The following is a 15079-nucleotide window of genomic DNA, read 5'->3' as shown; positions in this document are numbered from 1 at the left end:
AGTCCTGCTCATCCTCCCGGACGCACTTCCCCGGCGCCCGGACGGAACCCCGGAGGCTCGTTTGCCCGACCGCATCCGGCTGCTGCTGGTCGACGACCAGATCCTCAGCCGAGGCGTTCTCAGAAGCGCTCTGGAACGCGAACGCGACCTGGAGATCGTCGCCGAGCTGAAGCGCTCCGACGACGTGGTCGCCGCCGCCAAGCGGCACCGCGCGAACATCGCCCTGCTCGACGCCGCCGGTTCCGGCCACGCCAGCATCACCGTCACCACCCAGCTCCGCACCTCGATGCCCGAGTGCCGGGTCGTCATGCTCACCACCTACGGCCGCCCCGGCCACCTCCGCCGCGGCCTCGAAGCCGGCGCCAAAGGCTTCGCCCTCAAGAACACCCCCACCCCACAACTGGCCGACGCAGTACGCCGAGTCCACCTGGGCCTGCGCGTAGTAGACGCCAACCTCGCCGCCGAAACCCTGCACTACACCCAAACCCCCCTCACCGAAGGCGAAACCACCACCCTCCGCGCCGCCCGCGAAGGCGGCACCGTAGCCACCATGGCCGAAAAGCTCGCCGTCTCCGAACGCGTCGTCCGCACCCGCCTCTGGTCCGCCATCGGCAAAACCGGCGCCCGAACCCGAGCCGACGCCATCACCATCGCCGAACACAACGGCTGGCTCTACGACTAACATCGAAAGACCCCGCCCTCGAGCCTGCGCACGCCGAAGCCGTGCCCGCCGACCAGCATCCAAGCGTGCTCCACCAGCTGCTCGGAGGTCCTGCCCCAGCTCAAACAGCCCACGAGCCCAAGCACAGCAGGACCGACTGCAGCCACCCCGCCAGCGGCCGAGCCGGCGGCCACTCACCGCGGCCTTCCCTTCGGGCTACCGCGGTCGCAGCCGCCACGGGCCACCGCAAAGACGGCGGACCACTACCGGTCGCCGGTCGCCGGTCGCCGGTCGCCGGTCGCCGGTCGCGCGAGCATCCCCCCGGCACCACCTGCTGATATGGGCGCAGAGACAGCTGCGCACGTGCAGGCGCGGTCGCGGGCGCAGGATCTCAGGGCGCGACGCGTATGGCTGCGGAGGGCGCGGGAGCGCGGGAGCGGGAGCGCGGGAGCGGGAGCGCAGGCCACGGGCCTCCTCCATGCGCAGGCGCAGAGCGCTGACGCCCGGCGCAGGCACGGGGCACAGGGCACAGGGCATCGGGCCCAAGCTCAGTGGCGCCGGCACGCAAGCGCGCACGTGCCGAAGCAACCGCAGAGCGCAGGCGCGGGGCGCTGACGCCCGGCGCAAGCGCGGGGCACCGGGCACCGGGCACCGGGCACCGGGCACCGGGCACCGGGCACAAGCTAAGTGGCGCCGGGCGCAAGCGCGCGCAAGTGCGCACGTGCCGACGCAAGCGCAGAGCGCAGGCGCGGGGCGCTGGTCGCTGGGCGCGAGCGCGGGGGCGCAGGCGCGTGGGCGCAGGGCTTGGGCGCAGGCGCGTGGGCGCAGGGCTTGGGCGCAGGCGCGTGGGCGCAGGGCTTGGGCGCAGGCGCGTGGGCGCAGGGCAGTGCAGTCGACGGACGACGCCGCGACGGCCTGCGCTTGGTCACGCACCCGGGTCGCTTGCGCTGGCCCCGGACGATGCCGCGACAGGCTCCACCTGGTCACGCATGGTCGCTCGCTTCCCCGGACGACATCGCGCCGGCTTCCGGCTGGACACGCTCGGTCTCCCTCCAGGTCGCTGGCCTGGAACGACAACAGCGACGACCAGAGCACCGGGCCGCCTCTTGCGGCTTCGGGCGCGTCGACCTCGCAGCCTTGCGGTGGTTGGTCCGCTCGACGTCGTCGTCGCCTCGTACTGCACTGTCCCGGTCCATCCCTCGTCCTCGCGCTCGCGGACGATCAGCCAGCCGCGGTATCAGACGCCGTTCACCTGACGGGGCTTGATGGCGAGCTCGAACGAGGTGACCGCTGCGCGGCGGAGTGGCTATCGGGCTGCTTTGGCTGTGTGTTGGGCCAGGAGGTTGAATCCGTGGTGGTCTACCGAGATTGAGGTCGCGGACATGAGGGCGACGGCGGTGCCGGCGGTGCGGTCGAGGCCGAGCCAGGTGCGGAATCCGCCGGTGCCGCCGTTGTGCCAGGTGACGGGCCAGCCGTTGTGGTCAAGGGTGATCCACGCGGCGCCGATGCGCGTCCGGCCGGAGAAGTCCGCGACTGGGTCCAAGGCGGCCACGCCCGGAGCAGAGCCGTCCAGTAGTAGTGCGGCTGCGAGGCGTGCCAGGTCGCGAATCGATCCGCGGATACCGCCAGCAGGCCCGAATGCCTCGCCGGTCCATGGTTGCCGCGTTCGTCCCGATCTGCTTGTGCCGATCAGCGCGCCGGGCTGTAGCTGATCCAGCGTTGCGGGCGCGTAGAACGCCTCAAGCCCGAGAGGTTCGGAGACTCGCCGGTGAAGGAGATCCGCGTAGCTCGTCCCGGCCGCGGACGCGATCGCGTGGCCGAGCAGTTCGAAGCCGAGGTTGGAGTAGCGGGCGGTCGGCCGCTTGAGCTGCACGCCGCGTGCCTGGACGATGAGGTCTTCCCGGCTTTCACCGTAGGGATTGGCGCCCGTCCTCCACAGCGAAATGGTTCGTCGTAGGGGCGCGGCCGCCGGGGGCAGACTCGGCAGTCCGGAGCGATGTGTCGTGATCGGCGCGAGCGTCACGCCGGCCGCGGGGGTGTCCGCGAGCGGCAACAGTTCGCCGAGTGTGGTCGACGGAGTGAGTTCACCGCGCTCGAGCGCATCGGCGTACAGCAGTCCGGTGATCCCCTTGGAGATCGAGCCGAGCTCCATATCCGCATCGAGGGAGGCACCGAGCCCGGCCAATCTGCTCCCGTCCGGCGTCACCGTTGCGGCGACGAGCACCGGGTGCCGATCGCCCACGAGCTCGCGTACTTCCGCCGCAAGTGACTCGTCACCATGGACCTCCGTCACGGCTGACCACCCATCAGGCCACGCCCTCCGTACTTCTTGTGAACGGCCTGCTTCGAAACCCCCAGCACGCTGGCGATCTCCGTCCAGGTCACCCCGCTGTTACGGGCACGGCGGACGAGCACCGCCTCCCATCGCTCTGTCTCCTGACGAAGACGCGCCGTCGCCACCAAGGCGACCACCGGGTCCTCGTCCGAGGTCGCGACGACCAGACTCGCCAGGTGTTGAGCATCCATGCGTCAACTTTAGTTGACGACCAGCTGACCGTCAACCAATGTTGACCCGGGGTTGTGCTCGCGAAGTCCCGGGGCAGTACCGGTTGTCGCCGTACTGGACATCCGGATGCCGCGAGCCGGTGACCGTGGTGGTGTGTGCGGTGGCGTTGCTGGCCCAGGTTGTTGGAGGCCTCGGCGGCTTTGGCTACTGGGTTTCGAGGCGGGTGTGGAGCCAGTTGGGGCCGGTGGTGGTGGCTCCTAGGGGTTCCACTCTTGCTCTTAGACCTCGGTCGGCGGTGATGACCGTGATCTCTCGGGTCGCCTCTTCGGCTACAGCGTCGGCGACTACGTCGACGATGGTGTCGTCGCCTGAGTGAGGGGCGAGGACGACCCGGAGCGGCTGGTCGGAATTGATGGCGTCTGTGGCGGGGCGGGCTGCTCCTTCGAGGATGACGGTGATGTCGGTGTCGGCGCCTGGGCCCTGCTGGTAGGCGGCGAGGTTGGTGAGCAGGCGGCGGGCTGCGCCGGCTCGGTCCTTCCACCAGCCGTCGGGGCGGGAGCCGATGACGTTGGCCGCGTCGACGACCAGCAGGGGCCGAGAAGAGGTAGCCGCGGCACCGGGTGAGAGCTCGCCACCGGGTGAGGTCTTGGCGTCGGGTGGGATCTCGGCGTCGAGTGAATGCTCGGTGCTGGGTGAGGTCTCGTTCACCTGCGGTTGTGGGGAATCGAAGTTGGGGGCCTGGAAGACAGGGGCGTGGGAGACAGGGACGCTCGTGCCGGGGGTGTTGGGTTCTGGGGTGTTGGGGTCGGGGGTGGTCACCTGGTCAGTTTGCTCCCTGGATGGGGTTGTCGGTGGGACCTGCTCGGGACGTACTCGTGATCGTGGGGGTGCCTAGGACGCCGAGGTTCAGGGGGACGGCGACCTTGATGGTGGCTGTTTCGGTGGTGACGGTGCAGGTTGTCAGGGTTGCTTGGTTGGTGGTGGCGATGTCCCGGGCCACGGCGCAGGGGTCGGGTGATTCGGACTGGATGGCTTGGGCTGTGCTCAACGCTGTGAGGTCTGCGGCGGCGGTGGCTCGATGGGTGGCGAGGGAGATCGCCGACCAGAGGGTGGCGATCGTTCCGGCGGCGAACAGGAGCATGGCGGTCCAGAGGACGAGGAGGGTGGCGCCGCCTTGGTCGGTACGGGGTCTGGTCATTGTTCTCCTGGTTCGGACTGCAGGGTGGCCTGGGCCTTCAGGGGAACGGCGGGCAGGGCGGCGAAGAGGGACCAGTCGAGGCGCCGCGTGGCTTCGACTGTTACCTGGACTTCGCCGTTGGTCGTGAAGATTTCGATGGAGGCGTCCTTCGGGGCGGCCCTTCGGCCGATGGTTTGTGCGGCTTCTTCGGTTTCTCCTCGGGCTACGGCTCGGGCCACGTCGCGGGCGGCGTCGATGCAGCGGATGTTGGTGACAACCAGGCCGACGGCCCAGACGCCGGCGACGATCACGGCCATCAGGACGGGGAAGAGCAGGGCGAGCTCGGCGGTGACGGTGCCGCGTTCAGTACGTCGCCCAGCAGCGCGGCGAAGGCGACCACGACGGTGGCGTCGACGTGACGAGTCCATGGGACCGGGCGAGCCGGCCCGAACCGTAGGCGGTCCGGGCCGGCGTACACCCTCAGACCTGGACGCCCTCGATGCCCGCCGACTGCAGGGCCCAGTTGATGATTGCCTTGAGCACCGACATCATCGCGTCGGACTTCAGTAGGGCGATCAGGATGCCGCCGAAGCTGCAGGCGGCGACCGTTGCGACGGCGTACTCAGCTGTGGCGGCGCCTCGTTCGGTACGGCGTCGACGGCGGATGGCCGCGGGGCGTTCGACATGAAGCCGGCGGCGGGTGGCGACGAGCTGGTGGGACATGGGGATCTCCTGATCTGCGGCCGGGCTGTCCGGACGGCTTACTAGCAAGATGCCGCGCCGGGAGCCCTTGTGCAGAAGAAGATTTCAGGTTGGGGACAACGTCAGAGAACCGCGTCGAGGCAGCTCAGTTGTGCGTTGGTCAGGCGCAGACCGGCCGCCTGGGTGTTCTCGATCAGGTGGGCCTCGGAGCTGGTACCGGGGATCGGGACCATGACGGGCGAGCGATGCAGGAGCCAGGCGAGCGAGAGTTGCGACGGGGTGGCACCGGTTTCGGTCGCGAGCTCGGCCAGGAGTCGTGAGGTCGCATGATCGCCGCCGGCGATGGGAAGCCAAGGAATGAAAGCGATTCCTTCGGCTTCGCAGTACTTGAGGACGTCGTCGTGGACCCGGTCGGTCAGGTTGTAGCGGTTCTGGACACTGACGATTTCGACTTGGCGGCGGGCTGTCTCCAGCTGGTCGACGGTGACTTCGGACAGACCGAGATGGCGGACCTTGCCTTCGGATTGGAGCTGGGCGAGAGCGCCCAACTGGTCCTCGAGTGGAACGGCCGGGTCGATGCGGTGGAGTTGCAGGAGATCGAGGCGTTCGACGCGGAGGCGGCGGAGCGACAGTTCGGCCGCCTGGCGGAGGTACTCGGGCCGTCCGACAGGTTTCCACTCCCCTGGCGACGGGCGGGTGTGGCCGATCTTCGTGGCGATCACCACGCTTTCGGCGTACGGGTGCAGTGCTTCGGCGAGGAGTTCTTCGTTGGCGCCGATGCCGTACGCGTCGGCGGTGTCGATGAAGTCGATGCCGAGGTCAACGGCTCGGCGGGCGACGCGGATCGCCGCGGTGCGATCGGCGACAGGCCGGTAGCCGGTGAGTCGCATCGCGCCGAAGCCGAGCCGATGGACGGTGAGGTCGCCGATGCGGGTGGTCGGAGTGGTCATCTGGTTTGGTCCTTCCAGGCTGTGATCGGTTCAGCGTGAGTGGACGCGATGGTGGTTCTGAAATGATTTAGCTGAGACTGAACCGAGGAGGGGCATGCTGACGATCACGTTCACGGTCGAGGACCTGGCGCGGACGCGGCTGGCGGTGTCGCCGATGTGGGAGATCGTCGCGAGTGTCCGGCTGCTGAAGAACCCGCGGGCGCAGCACTTCCATCGGCGCTGGGCGGAGAAGACCGGGCAGCGGATCGCGCGGGAGAAGCTCGAGCTGGGGTTGCTCTTCGACCTGGTCGACACGGGGAGTTGGTACACGCCGGACTTCCTCCCGGCGTCGCCGGCGGCTCCGGTGCCGGATTTGGCGGCTGATCTTGGGGTGTTGATGCGGGTGCCTGCGGAGCAGGTGCGGGCGGATCTTGACGTGCTCGCGTACGCGCGGACGCATCCGGTGGGGTCGTTGGCCGAGGCTGGGCTGCCGCGGAGGCTGCGGAAGGCTCGGGCCGACGAGCTGCCGTCGGCGGATGTGGTGGCGTTGTACGACGACCCCGAGATTGGGGTCGCAGTGTTGGGCGAGCAGTTGGCGGCGTACTGGGAGGTGGCGATCGCGCCGTACTGGGGGCGGATTCGGGCTTTGCTGGAAGGGGATCTGCTGTACCGGGCGCGGCGGTTGGGGCAGGGTGGGGCGGCTGGGTTGTTCGAGGATCTCGATGGTTCGGTGCGGTGGAAGCAGGGGGCGTTGCGGATTCGGCATCGGCGGTTTCACGGCGTACGGGAGTTGGCTGGGGAGGGGTTGTTGCTGACGCCGTCTGCGTTTGTGTGGCCGACGGTGTACTCGAGCACGATTCCGCCGTGGCAGCCGTCGTTGACGTATCCGGCGCGTGGGGTAGCGGGGATCTGGGATACGTCGGTTCGGCGTGCGCCGGCTGGGGTGGTTGGAGTGTTGGGGCGGTCTCGGGCTGAGGTGCTTGCGCAGTTGGATGTGCCTCGGTCGACTACCGAGTTGGCGGAGCGGATCGGGATGACTGCGGGTGGGGTTTCGCAGCATCTTGGGGCGTTGCGGGGTGCTGGGTTGGTGACGGGGCATCGGGTGGGGCGGGTGGTGCTGTACGCGCGGACGAGTGTGGCGGAGGGGTTGCTGGGGGCTGGGGAGGGTGGGTGAGGGAGCTGGGTGAGTGCGGGTGCTTGAGATGGGCGGGCTAGGGGGCCAGGTCGGCGAAGACGTTGGTGAAGGTGGTGGCGATGGTGGGGACTATCCCCAGGAGGACGAAGGCGGGGAGGAAGCAGAGGCCGAGCGGGAGGACGGAGCGGGTTTCGACGGCTCGGGCCTGTTCTTCGGCCGTCCAGCGGCGGGACTGACGGAGGTCGGCGGACTGGGCCTCGAGAGTGGTGGCGAGTGGGGCGCCGGAGCGGAGGGCTCGTTGGACTGCTCGGGCGAAGGGGGCGCAGGTGGGTTCTTGGCGGAGGGTGTCCCAGGCGTCGATGGGGTCGGCGCCTAGGTCGAGTCGGTGTTCGAGTTCGGCGAGGAGGGTGGCGAGGGGACCGTCGATCGCTCGGCTGACGGTGGCGATGGCGGCCTGGGGTGGGCGGCCGGCTCGCAGGCAGGCGGCGAGGAGGTCGACTGCTAGGGGGAGGTCGGCGGCTAGGCGGGCGTTGCGTTTGCGGGTGGCGGCTGGTTCTAGGCGGCTGAGGATTGTTGGAGTGGTGAGGTAGATGGCTAGGGCGGGGGCGAGGCTCCAGGGGATGGGGGCGAGGAGGAGTGCGGCGGCTGCGAGGAGGGCTGCTGTGAGGCGGTGGAGACGACGGGTGCGGGGTGGGACTGGGGTTGGTTTGAGGCGGGCGGCTAGGCGGCGGTAGGTCGAGGGGGTGGTCGGCGTGGGGCGACGGAGGCGGCGAGGGCCGGGGCGTCCGCGGGTGAGGAGGGCTATGGCGATCGCGGCGCAGAGGGCGGCTGCGGCGGGTGGGGAGGTGAGGGCGGTGGGCATTTCGGCTCCGGGGGTGAGGTCTGTGGGGATGCGGCCGGACTTGGTTGCTTGTTGTTGGGGTCGTGGCGGCCGGGAGGAAACACCAGGGGTGCGGGGTGCGGGGTGCGGGGTGCGGGGTGCGGGGTGCGGGGTGCGGGGTGCGGCGCGATGGGGCTGAGGTCTGTGGCGATGCGGCCGGACTCGGTTGGCGGTGGCTGAGGCCGCTGCGGCCGGGAAGTAGCAACAAAGGGCCGAGGGGAGGGGGTGTGGGTGGTTGGCGTGGGTGGTTGGCGTGGGTGGTTGGCGTGGGTGGTTGGCGTGGGTGGTTGGCGTGGGTGGTTGGCGTGGGTGGTTGAGGCGGGTGGTTGAGGCGGGTGGTTGAGGCGGGTGGTTGAGGCGGGTGGTTGAGGCGGGTGGTTGAGGCGGGTGGTTGAGGCGGGTGGTTGAGGTGGGTGGTTGAGGTGGGTGGGTAGCTGAGGTGTGCGGGGTGCCTTTGGGGGTGCGGGTGACCTTGGGGTGTGGGTGGTGGGGTTGTTACGGGGTGGTGGCTAGGTGGTTGGTCCAGGTGAGGCCGGTTAGGGAGAGGGCTGTTCCTGTTAGTAGGCAGGCGGTGCCGGGGAGGGTGGTGGTGAGGAAGGCGATTGGGTTGGCGCCTAGGGCGTAGCCGAGGAGGGTGGCGAAGAGGGGGAGGACTGCCAGTAGGCGGGCTGTGGATTTGGCGGCGGCGAGGTTGGTGGAGCGTTGGCGGGTTAGGGAGTCGTCGGCTCTTAGGGACGTGGTCAGGCGGGTGATGATGGTGGCCAGGGCGGCGCCTGAGTGGTCGGCTACTTGCCAGGCGGCGGCTAGGGGTTTGAGGGCTTCTGCGCCTGGGGATTCAGCGGCTAAGTGGAGGACTGCGGGGACGTCGCCGCCCAGGCGGGCCGCGGCTGCGGCGGGGCGTAGGTCGGGGCAGGCCTCGGCTGCGCCTTCCAGGGCTTCTTGGGGTGGGCGGCCTGCGGTGAGGTCGGCGGCCAGGAGGTCGCAGGCTTCGATGATTTGGGTGCGCTTTCGAGTTGCTTGGGTTTGGCGGCGGGACTTTGTGCGTTGGGTGATGACTGCGGCCAGGGCTGTGATGGCTACGAGGGTGGTGACCAGGGTGGAGGGGCCCAGGGAGAGTCCGATGCCTAGGGCAACCAAGATGACCAGCGCCAGGGGGATGAGTCTGCGGCGGGCTGAGTGGGCCAGGTGGGTGGCGCTGGTGGAGCCTCGGGGTGTCAGGCGGTGGAGGGCTCGGCCTTGGGGTGGGATGAGGGTGAGGACGGCCAGCAGGGTGAGTGCGGCCGAGAGGAGGGCGGGGGTCATGCTGCGGCTCCGGAGAGGAGGTGGGTGAGGTGGGTGGCGCCGGCGCCCAGCTCGAGGGCGCCGTTGGGGGTGAAGTGGACGGCGGGGGCTGTGGTGAGGGCACCCGTGGAGGTGCGGGTGACGACTCGGATCTCGGCGATTCGGCGTCGGCCGGAGTGGTCTCGGGTCAGGTGGATGACGGCGTGGAGGGCTGAGGAGACCTGGCTGTGAACGGCTTGTGGGGTGAGGCCGGCCAGGGCGCCCAGGGCTTCCAGGCGGGCGGGGACGTCGGAGGCCGAGTTGGCGTGGACTGTGCCGCAGCCGCCTTCGTGGCCGGTGTTTAACGCGTTGAGGAGGTCCACGACTTCAGCGCCGCGGACTTCGCCGACGACCAGTCGGTCCGGGCGCATACGGAGGGCTTGGCGGACCAGGTCTCGGAGGGTGATTTCGCCGGTGCCTTCTCCGTTGGGTGGGCGGGACTCGAGGCGGACGACGTGGGGATGGTCGGGGCGGAGCTCGCTGGCGTCTTCGACGATGACCAGGCGTTCGGTGCTGGAGACCGTCGAGAGCAGGGAGTTGAGCAGGGTGGTCTTGCCGGTGCCGGTGCCGCCGCTGATGAGGAAGGCGAGACGGGCGTCGAGCAGGTCGCGGAGGACGGCGATTCCTGGTGGAGGAAGGGATCCTGCGGCGACCAGGTCTTCGAGGGCCAGGACCTTGCGGGACGGGACTCGGAGGGACAGGCAGGTGCCAGGGGAAGCGATCGGAGCCAGGACTGCGTGGAAGCGGGTGCCGTCGGGGAGGCGGACGTCGACGTACGGGCTGGAGTCGTCGAGGCGACGCCCGGCCGCGGCGGCGAGTCGGGTGGCGAGACGGCGTACGGAAGGCTCGTCGCCGGTGCGGAGAGGGATCCGTTCGAGGCCGGAGCCGCGGTCGACGTAGACCTCGTTGGGACCGTTGACGAGGACGTCGGTGATGCCTGGTTCGGTGAGGAGCCGGTCCAGCGGGCCGGCGCCGGTGGCTTCTCGGCGGAGGGCTTCTACGACCTCCAGGACTGTCGAGTCGCCGAAGACGGTGCCGTCGGCGCGGAGGGCTGCGGCGACACGAGCGGGCGTTGGGTCGGCGCCTTGGGAGGCGAGTTTGCCTCGGACGCGGTCGAGGAGTTCGACGGAGACGGTCATGCGGCGAGCAGTCCGTGGAGGCCGAAGAGGTCCAGGAGTTCGCCGGCTGTGCGGCCGAGGGCGCCGCGGGGGCGTGGATCGAAGCGGCCTTTGTCCATCAGGGCAGGGAGGTCACGGTCGAAGCGGAGCTTGGCTGCTAGAGGCAACGACAGGTGTTTGGCCACGTCGACTGCAGAGAGTCCTCCGAGGCCTGGCTCGCGGGCTACTACTCGGAGATCGGTGGCGACCTCGCGTAGAGGCTTGACGAGACGGGCGGCGGCCGCGCAGGAGCGGACGTCTCGGGGGACGACGAGGAACGTTGCTGTTGAGCGGACGAAGGCTTCTTCGGCGGCGGGGTCGGCACGGCGGGGGAGGTCGACGACGACCAGGTCGCTGCTGCGTTGGGCTGCGCCGAGGACCGAACGCATCGCTTCGGGTGGGAGGGCGGTGACGTCGGAGCGGTCCCAGGAGAGGACGGCGAGGTCGTCCACGATGGGCAGGGCTGCGCGGAGGGCGGCGGCGCTGACTCGGCCTGAGGCGTTGAGGAGATCTGGCCAGCGGGCGCCGTTGCCTGTTTCGCTGCCCAGCGCGAGGTCGATGCCGCCGCCCAGCGGGTCGCCGTCGATGAGCATGGTGCGGACGCCGCGGCGGCTGGCGGTGACTGCAACGGCGGCTGCCAGGGTGGTTGCGCCGGCGCCACCGCATCCACCGACGAAGGCGAAGGTGGTGGCCGCACGCACTCCCCCGTCGAGGGTGTCGGCCAGGCGGTCACCGAGGGCCGATTCCTCGGAGGGCAGGACATAGACGCTCTCGGCACCGATCGAGAGAGCGCGACGGAAGATGGTGCCGTCGTCGGCTGCCGAGGATTGATGGTGAGTTGCGACGAGGACGCCGGGGCGGCGGGGTGGTTGGGTGCGGGCGAAGGGGTCTACGAGGTCGTGGCCGACGACAACCAGGGCTGCGGACTGCCAGTGGCGGCGTAGGCCGAGGAGGTCTTTCTCGACGTGCGGGGTGACTTCCGCGGCGGCCGACAGGCGGAGCAAGTCGTCCAGCAGCAGCTCGTCGGCGGTGGCCAGCAGGACTGGTTGTGGCGGCGGTGTGGTCTCCATGCCTACAAGGTGCCGTGAAAGGGCCTGCCGCTCACGGCGTACCGGATTCCCTGTGGACAAAGGGGGTTTGGCGGGTTTCCGTCAGCAGCGGCAATCCGCCAGCGTGAGCCGGAGACCGCCGGGCCGGCAGGAGTTACCGTTCCTTTCGAAGCGTCTTTAACTAAATGCTTCCCGCTGGACAACCGTGCACTGCTTCAGCTCCGGAGGACCGCCCATGCCTCGACTGCCTCTACTCGCCAGCACGGCGACAGTCGCTGCCACCGCCCTGATCGCCGCCGCCGGGATCTCGGTGGCCACTGCCGGCCCACCCGCCGGCTCGACCGCCCCACAAGCCGCGCCCCAGGCCACCTCGGGTGGCGTGAAGACCGCGTACTTCGCCCAGTGGGGCATCTACGCGAACGCCTTCTACCCCAAGACCCTGTCCACCACCGGCGCGGCCGCGAAGCTGGACTTCGTCAACTACGCGTTCGCGAACGTCCACCCGACCAGCCACACCTGCTTCATGGCGAACAAGGCCGCCTCGCAGGACGAGAACAACCCGAACGCCGGTGACGGCGCCGGTGACGCGTTCGCCGACTACGGCAAGTCCTACGGCGCCGACATCAGCGTCGACGGGGTCGGCGACGTCTGGAACCAGCCGATCCAGGGCAACTTCAACCAGCTGAAGAAGCTGAAGGCCAAGCACCCGAACCTGAAGATCCTGATCTCGATCGGCGGCTGGACCTACTCGAAGTACTTCTCCGACGCCGCCTCGACCGACGCCAAGCGCAAGGCCTTCGTCAGCTCCTGCGTGGACATGTTCCTGAAGGGCAACCTGCCGGTGGTCGACGGCTTCGGCGGCCCGGGCAGCGCGGCCGGGATCTTCGACGGCATCGACATCGACTGGGAGTACCCCGGTTCGCCCAACGGTCACGTCGGCAACCACTACAGCCCGGCCGACAAGCAGAACTTCACCCTGCTGCTGGCCGAGCTGCGCAGCCAGATCGATGCCTACGGCAACAGCATCGGGAAGAAGCTGTGGCTGACCGCGGCCACCCCGGCCGGCCAGGACAAGATCGCCACCATCGAGACGAACAAGATCGGCCAGTACCTCGACTACAACAACGTGATGACGTACGACATGCACGGCGGCTGGGACGCCACCGGGCCGACCAACTTCCAGGACCCGCTCTACCAGGCGCCGAACGACCCCAGTACGCCGATCCCGCCGGGCACGGCCAAGTACTCGGTCGACGGCGCGGTGAAGGCGTGGACCACCGGCGACCCGGCGTACGGCATTCCGGGCGGGTTCCCGGCGAACAAGCTGACGATCGGATATCCCTTCTACTACAGGGGATGGAAGGGTGTGCCGGCCACCGCGAACGGCAAGTACCAGCCCGCGACCGGCCCGGCCGACGGCGGCGCGGCGAGCGGCAACGTGCCCGGCGTCTCCTTCTACAAGGAACTCGTCGGGTTCGTCGACAACCCGGCGTACAGCTTCTTCGACGACACCACGAAGGCGTCCTGGTTCTACCGCAACGGCACCTTCTGGACCGGTGACAACGCCCAGTCGATCAAGGCGAAGGCCGACTACCAGCACTGCAACGGGCTGGCCGGGGCGATGATGTACTCGATGGAGGCGCTCGACCCACAGGTCACGCTCTTCAACGCCGTCGTCGACGCCATCAACGCGTCCACCCCCGGCTGCAGCGGCCCGAGCCCGACGCCCACGCCGACCCCGACGCCCACCCCGACCCCCACGCCCACTCCCACCCCGACGCCGACTCCCACGCCGACCCCGACCCCGACGCCTCCGACGGCGACCCCGTGGGCTCCCGGTACGGCGTACGCGACGGGCGCGCTGGTCTCGTACAACGGCGTCACCTACCGCTGCATCCAGGGCCACACGGCGCTGGCCGGCTGGGAGCCCCCGAACGTGCCCGCTCTCTGGGGACAGGTCTGAGGAGGATCACCATGAAACCCAAGCGTCTGACAGTCGCCCTGGCGGCAGTCGCAGCAGTAGTCGTGTCCTTCCTGGTCGCCCCGGCGGCCCAAGCCGCACCGGTCACCGCGGCGTTCACCAAGGTGTCCGACTGGGGCAGTGGCTTCGAGGGCAAGGTGACCGTCACCAACGGCACCGGCAGCCCGCTCAGCACCTGGTCGATCGCACTCGACTTCCCGTCCGGCTACTCGGTCAGCAGTTCCTGGGACGCAGTGCGGTCCAGCAGCGGCCAGACCCACACGTTCACTCCGCCCACCTGGGCGGGGCCGCTCGCACCTGGTGCCAGCGTCACCTTCGGCTTCAACGGCAGTCCCGGCAACTTCCCGGGCCTGGCAGCGTGCCGGCTCAACGGCGGCTCGTGCAGCGGCGGTGGCGGCGGTACGGTGCCCGGTGCACCCTCAGGACTCACCGGTACGCCGTCTGCAACCTCGATCAGCCTCTCCTGGTCCGCAGCGGGTGACGCGACGAGCTACAACGTCTACCGCAACGGCACCAAGGTCGGCAGCCCCAGCGGTACGTCGTACACGGACTCCGGTCTGACGGCGAACACGACGTACAGCTACCAGGTCAGCGCCTCCAACAGCGTCGGTGAAGGCGCCAAGAGCGGTGCGATCTCCGTCAAGACCACCACGGGCGGCGGCACCGAGAACCCGGCTCGCCGGGCGGCGCCGTACCTCTACATGGGCTGGGGCAACCCGCCGAGCCCGGCGACGGTCATCAACGCCACCGGCATCAAGTGGTTCACGATGGCCTTCATCCTGTCGTCCGGTGGCTGCAACCCGGCCTGGGACGGCGCCCGTCCGCTGCAGGGCAGTGCCGATGCCACGGCGATCGCGCAGATCCGTGCGGCCGGCGGCGACATCGTCCCGTCGATCGGCGGCTGGAGCGGCAACAAGCTCGGCCCGAACTGCAGTACGCCGGAAGCGCTGGCCGGCGCCTACCAGCAGGTGATCAACGCCTACAACCTGAAGGCGATCGACGTCGACATCGAGAACAGCGACGAGTTCGAGAACGAGGTCGTCCAGGACCGGATCCTGAACGCGCTGAAGATCGTCAAGCAGAACAACCCCGGGATCCAGACGATCCTGACCTTCGGCACCTCGACCACCGGCCCGAACTACTACGGCAACCGGCTGATCGAGCGGTCGCAGGCGCTCGGCGCGAACATCGACATCTTCACGCTGATGCCGTTCGACTTCGGCAGCTCCAACATCTACAACGACACGGTGGCCGCGTCGCAGGGCCTGAACAACAAGCTGAAGGCCGTCTTCGGCTGGACCACCGCGCAGGCCTACGCCCACCAGGGCATCTCCGGCATGAATGGCCTGTCCGACCAGCAGGAGATGACCACCACGCAGACCTGGCAGAACCTCACCAACTGGTCCAAGAGCAACGGCCTCGGCCGGCTCGCGTTCTGGTCGGTCAACCGGGACCGCGGTTGCGCCGGTGGCGGTGTGGTCGCGCACTGCAGCGGCATCGCCCAGCCGGACTGGGAGTTCACCCGGATCACCGCCGGGTTCTAGCGGACCGGTACGCACCGGGGCAGGAGAGCTGCCCCGGT

General features: G+C 69.2%; 15 protein-coding genes. 4 read left to right on the top strand and 11 right to left on the bottom strand.

What is annotated here, in order from left to right; genetic code table 11:
- Positions 1-61: 61 nt before the first annotated feature.
- On the top strand, positions 62-682 hold the full coding sequence (locus tag HDA39_RS32835; RefSeq protein ID WP_184801834.1) for a response regulator transcription factor: 621 nt from the start codon (positions 62-64) through the stop codon (positions 680-682).
- 1285 nt (positions 683-1967) lie between these two features.
- Here HDA39_RS32835 and HDA39_RS32830 read toward each other — a convergent pair.
- The 7 genes from HDA39_RS32830 to HDA39_RS32800 all read right to left on the bottom strand — a co-directional run bounded on the left by HDA39_RS32830 (position 1968) and on the right by HDA39_RS32800 (position 5996).
- Complete coding sequence (locus HDA39_RS32830) at positions 1968-2954, bottom strand: serine hydrolase (RefSeq protein WP_184801833.1); 987 nt, start codon at positions 2952-2954, stop codon at positions 1968-1970.
- Complete coding sequence (locus HDA39_RS32825; protein WP_184801831.1) at positions 2951-3187, bottom strand: helix-turn-helix domain-containing protein; 237 nt, start codon at positions 3185-3187, stop codon at positions 2951-2953. The genes HDA39_RS32830 and HDA39_RS32825 overlap by 4 nt, the downstream gene beginning before the upstream one ends.
- A 184-nt stretch (positions 3188-3371) precedes the next feature.
- Positions 3372-3986: an NYN domain-containing protein gene (locus HDA39_RS42715; RefSeq protein WP_238356202.1), complete on the bottom strand. Its 615-nt coding sequence runs from the start codon at positions 3984-3986 to the stop codon at positions 3372-3374.
- A 4-nt stretch (positions 3987-3990) separates the two neighbouring features.
- On the bottom strand, positions 3991-4365 hold the full coding sequence (locus tag HDA39_RS32815; RefSeq protein ID WP_184801829.1) for an Rv3654c family TadE-like protein: 375 nt from the start codon (positions 4363-4365) through the stop codon (positions 3991-3993).
- Positions 4362-4772, bottom strand: a complete 411-nt coding sequence (locus HDA39_RS32810; RefSeq protein ID WP_184801827.1) for a TadE family type IV pilus minor pilin — start codon at positions 4770-4772, stop codon at positions 4362-4364. Before HDA39_RS32810 ends, HDA39_RS32815 begins: the two co-directional genes overlap by 4 nt.
- A gap of 52 nt (positions 4773-4824) precedes the next feature.
- The gene (locus HDA39_RS32805; RefSeq protein WP_184801825.1) at positions 4825-5067 is read right to left on the bottom strand and encodes a DUF4244 domain-containing protein; all 243 of its coding nucleotides are present in this window, start codon (positions 5065-5067) and stop codon (positions 4825-4827) included.
- Between the two features lie 101 nt (positions 5068-5168).
- A complete protein-coding gene (locus tag HDA39_RS32800) occupies positions 5169-5996 on the bottom strand; it encodes an aldo/keto reductase (RefSeq protein ID WP_184801824.1) in 828 nt (275 codons plus the stop codon).
- Positions 5997-6090: 94 nt separating this feature from the next.
- Between HDA39_RS32800 and HDA39_RS32795 the strand changes: the two genes are divergently transcribed.
- Positions 6091-7149, top strand: a complete 1059-nt coding sequence (locus tag HDA39_RS32795; RefSeq protein ID WP_184801822.1) for an ArsR/SmtB family transcription factor — start codon at positions 6091-6093, stop codon at positions 7147-7149.
- A gap of 37 nt (positions 7150-7186) precedes the next feature.
- Here the strand turns inward: HDA39_RS32795 and HDA39_RS43500 are convergent, their stop codons facing one another.
- From HDA39_RS43500 to ssd, 4 genes are all read right to left on the bottom strand, one after another.
- A complete protein-coding gene (locus HDA39_RS43500; protein WP_184801820.1) occupies positions 7187-7972 on the bottom strand; it encodes a type II secretion system F family protein in 786 nt (261 codons plus the stop codon).
- 513 nt (positions 7973-8485) lie between these two features.
- Positions 8486-9292: a type II secretion system F family protein gene (locus HDA39_RS32785; protein ID WP_184801818.1), complete on the bottom strand. Its 807-nt coding sequence runs from the start codon at positions 9290-9292 to the stop codon at positions 8486-8488.
- The gene (locus tag HDA39_RS32780; RefSeq protein ID WP_184801816.1) at positions 9289-10449 is read right to left on the bottom strand and encodes a TadA family conjugal transfer-associated ATPase; all 1161 of its coding nucleotides are present in this window, start codon (positions 10447-10449) and stop codon (positions 9289-9291) included. The genes HDA39_RS32785 and HDA39_RS32780 overlap by 4 nt, the downstream gene beginning before the upstream one ends.
- A complete protein-coding gene (ssd, locus tag HDA39_RS32775; RefSeq protein WP_184801814.1) occupies positions 10446-11537 on the bottom strand; it encodes a septum site-determining protein Ssd in 1092 nt (363 codons plus the stop codon). Before ssd ends, HDA39_RS32780 begins: the two co-directional genes overlap by 4 nt.
- Before the next feature lie 214 nt (positions 11538-11751).
- On the opposite strand from ssd, the gene HDA39_RS32770 reads away from it, so the two are divergent.
- Both HDA39_RS32770 and HDA39_RS32765 read left to right on the top strand, forming a co-directional pair.
- The gene (locus HDA39_RS32770) at positions 11752-13479 is read left to right on the top strand and encodes a glycosyl hydrolase family 18 protein (protein WP_184801812.1); all 1728 of its coding nucleotides are present in this window, start codon (positions 11752-11754) and stop codon (positions 13477-13479) included.
- A gap of 11 nt (positions 13480-13490) precedes the next feature.
- Entirely contained in the window at positions 13491-15041 is a 1551-nt protein-coding gene (locus HDA39_RS32765; RefSeq protein ID WP_184801811.1) for a glycoside hydrolase family 18 protein, read from the top strand.
- Positions 15042-15079: the final 38 nt, after the last annotated feature.

Source organism: Kribbella italica (genome assembly GCF_014205135.1).
GTDB lineage: Bacteria > Actinomycetota > Actinomycetes > Propionibacteriales > Kribbellaceae > Kribbella > Kribbella italica.
Note: the sequence above shows the minus strand (reverse complement) of the source record. Positions and strands in the feature narration are given on the sequence as shown.

Excerpts from the sequence above, each read along its gene's own strand:
- HDA39_RS32780 (WP_184801816.1), bottom strand. The coding sequence starts at position 10,449 with ATGACCGTCTCCGTCGAACTCCTCGACCGCGTCCGAGGCAAACTCGCC.
- HDA39_RS32785 (WP_184801818.1), bottom strand. The coding sequence starts at position 9,292 with ATGACCCCCGCCCTCCTCTCGGCCGCACTCACCCTGCTGGCCGTCCTC.
- HDA39_RS32795 (WP_184801822.1), top strand. The coding sequence starts at position 6,091 with ATGCTGACGATCACGTTCACGGTCGAGGACCTGGCGCGGACGCGGCTG.
- HDA39_RS32825 (WP_184801831.1), bottom strand. The coding sequence starts at position 3,187 with ATGGATGCTCAACACCTGGCGAGTCTGGTCGTCGCGACCTCGGACGAG.
- HDA39_RS32770 (WP_184801812.1), top strand. The coding sequence starts at position 11,752 with ATGCCTCGACTGCCTCTACTCGCCAGCACGGCGACAGTCGCTGCCACC.
- HDA39_RS43500 (WP_184801820.1), bottom strand. The coding sequence starts at position 7,972 with ATGCCCACCGCCCTCACCTCCCCACCCGCCGCAGCCGCCCTCTGCGCC.
- HDA39_RS32815 (WP_184801829.1), bottom strand. The coding sequence starts at position 4,365 with ATGACCAGACCCCGTACCGACCAAGGCGGCGCCACCCTCCTCGTCCTC.
- ssd (WP_184801814.1), bottom strand. The coding sequence starts at position 11,537 with ATGGAGACCACACCGCCGCCACAACCAGTCCTGCTGGCCACCGCCGAC.
- HDA39_RS32765 (WP_184801811.1), top strand. The coding sequence starts at position 13,491 with ATGAAACCCAAGCGTCTGACAGTCGCCCTGGCGGCAGTCGCAGCAGTA.
- HDA39_RS32810 (WP_184801827.1), bottom strand. The coding sequence starts at position 4,772 with ATGGACTCGTCACGTCGACGCCACCGTCGTGGTCGCCTTCGCCGCGCT.
- HDA39_RS32805 (WP_184801825.1), bottom strand. The coding sequence starts at position 5,067 with ATGTCCCACCAGCTCGTCGCCACCCGCCGCCGGCTTCATGTCGAACGC.
- HDA39_RS32800 (WP_184801824.1), bottom strand. The coding sequence starts at position 5,996 with ATGACCACTCCGACCACCCGCATCGGCGACCTCACCGTCCATCGGCTC.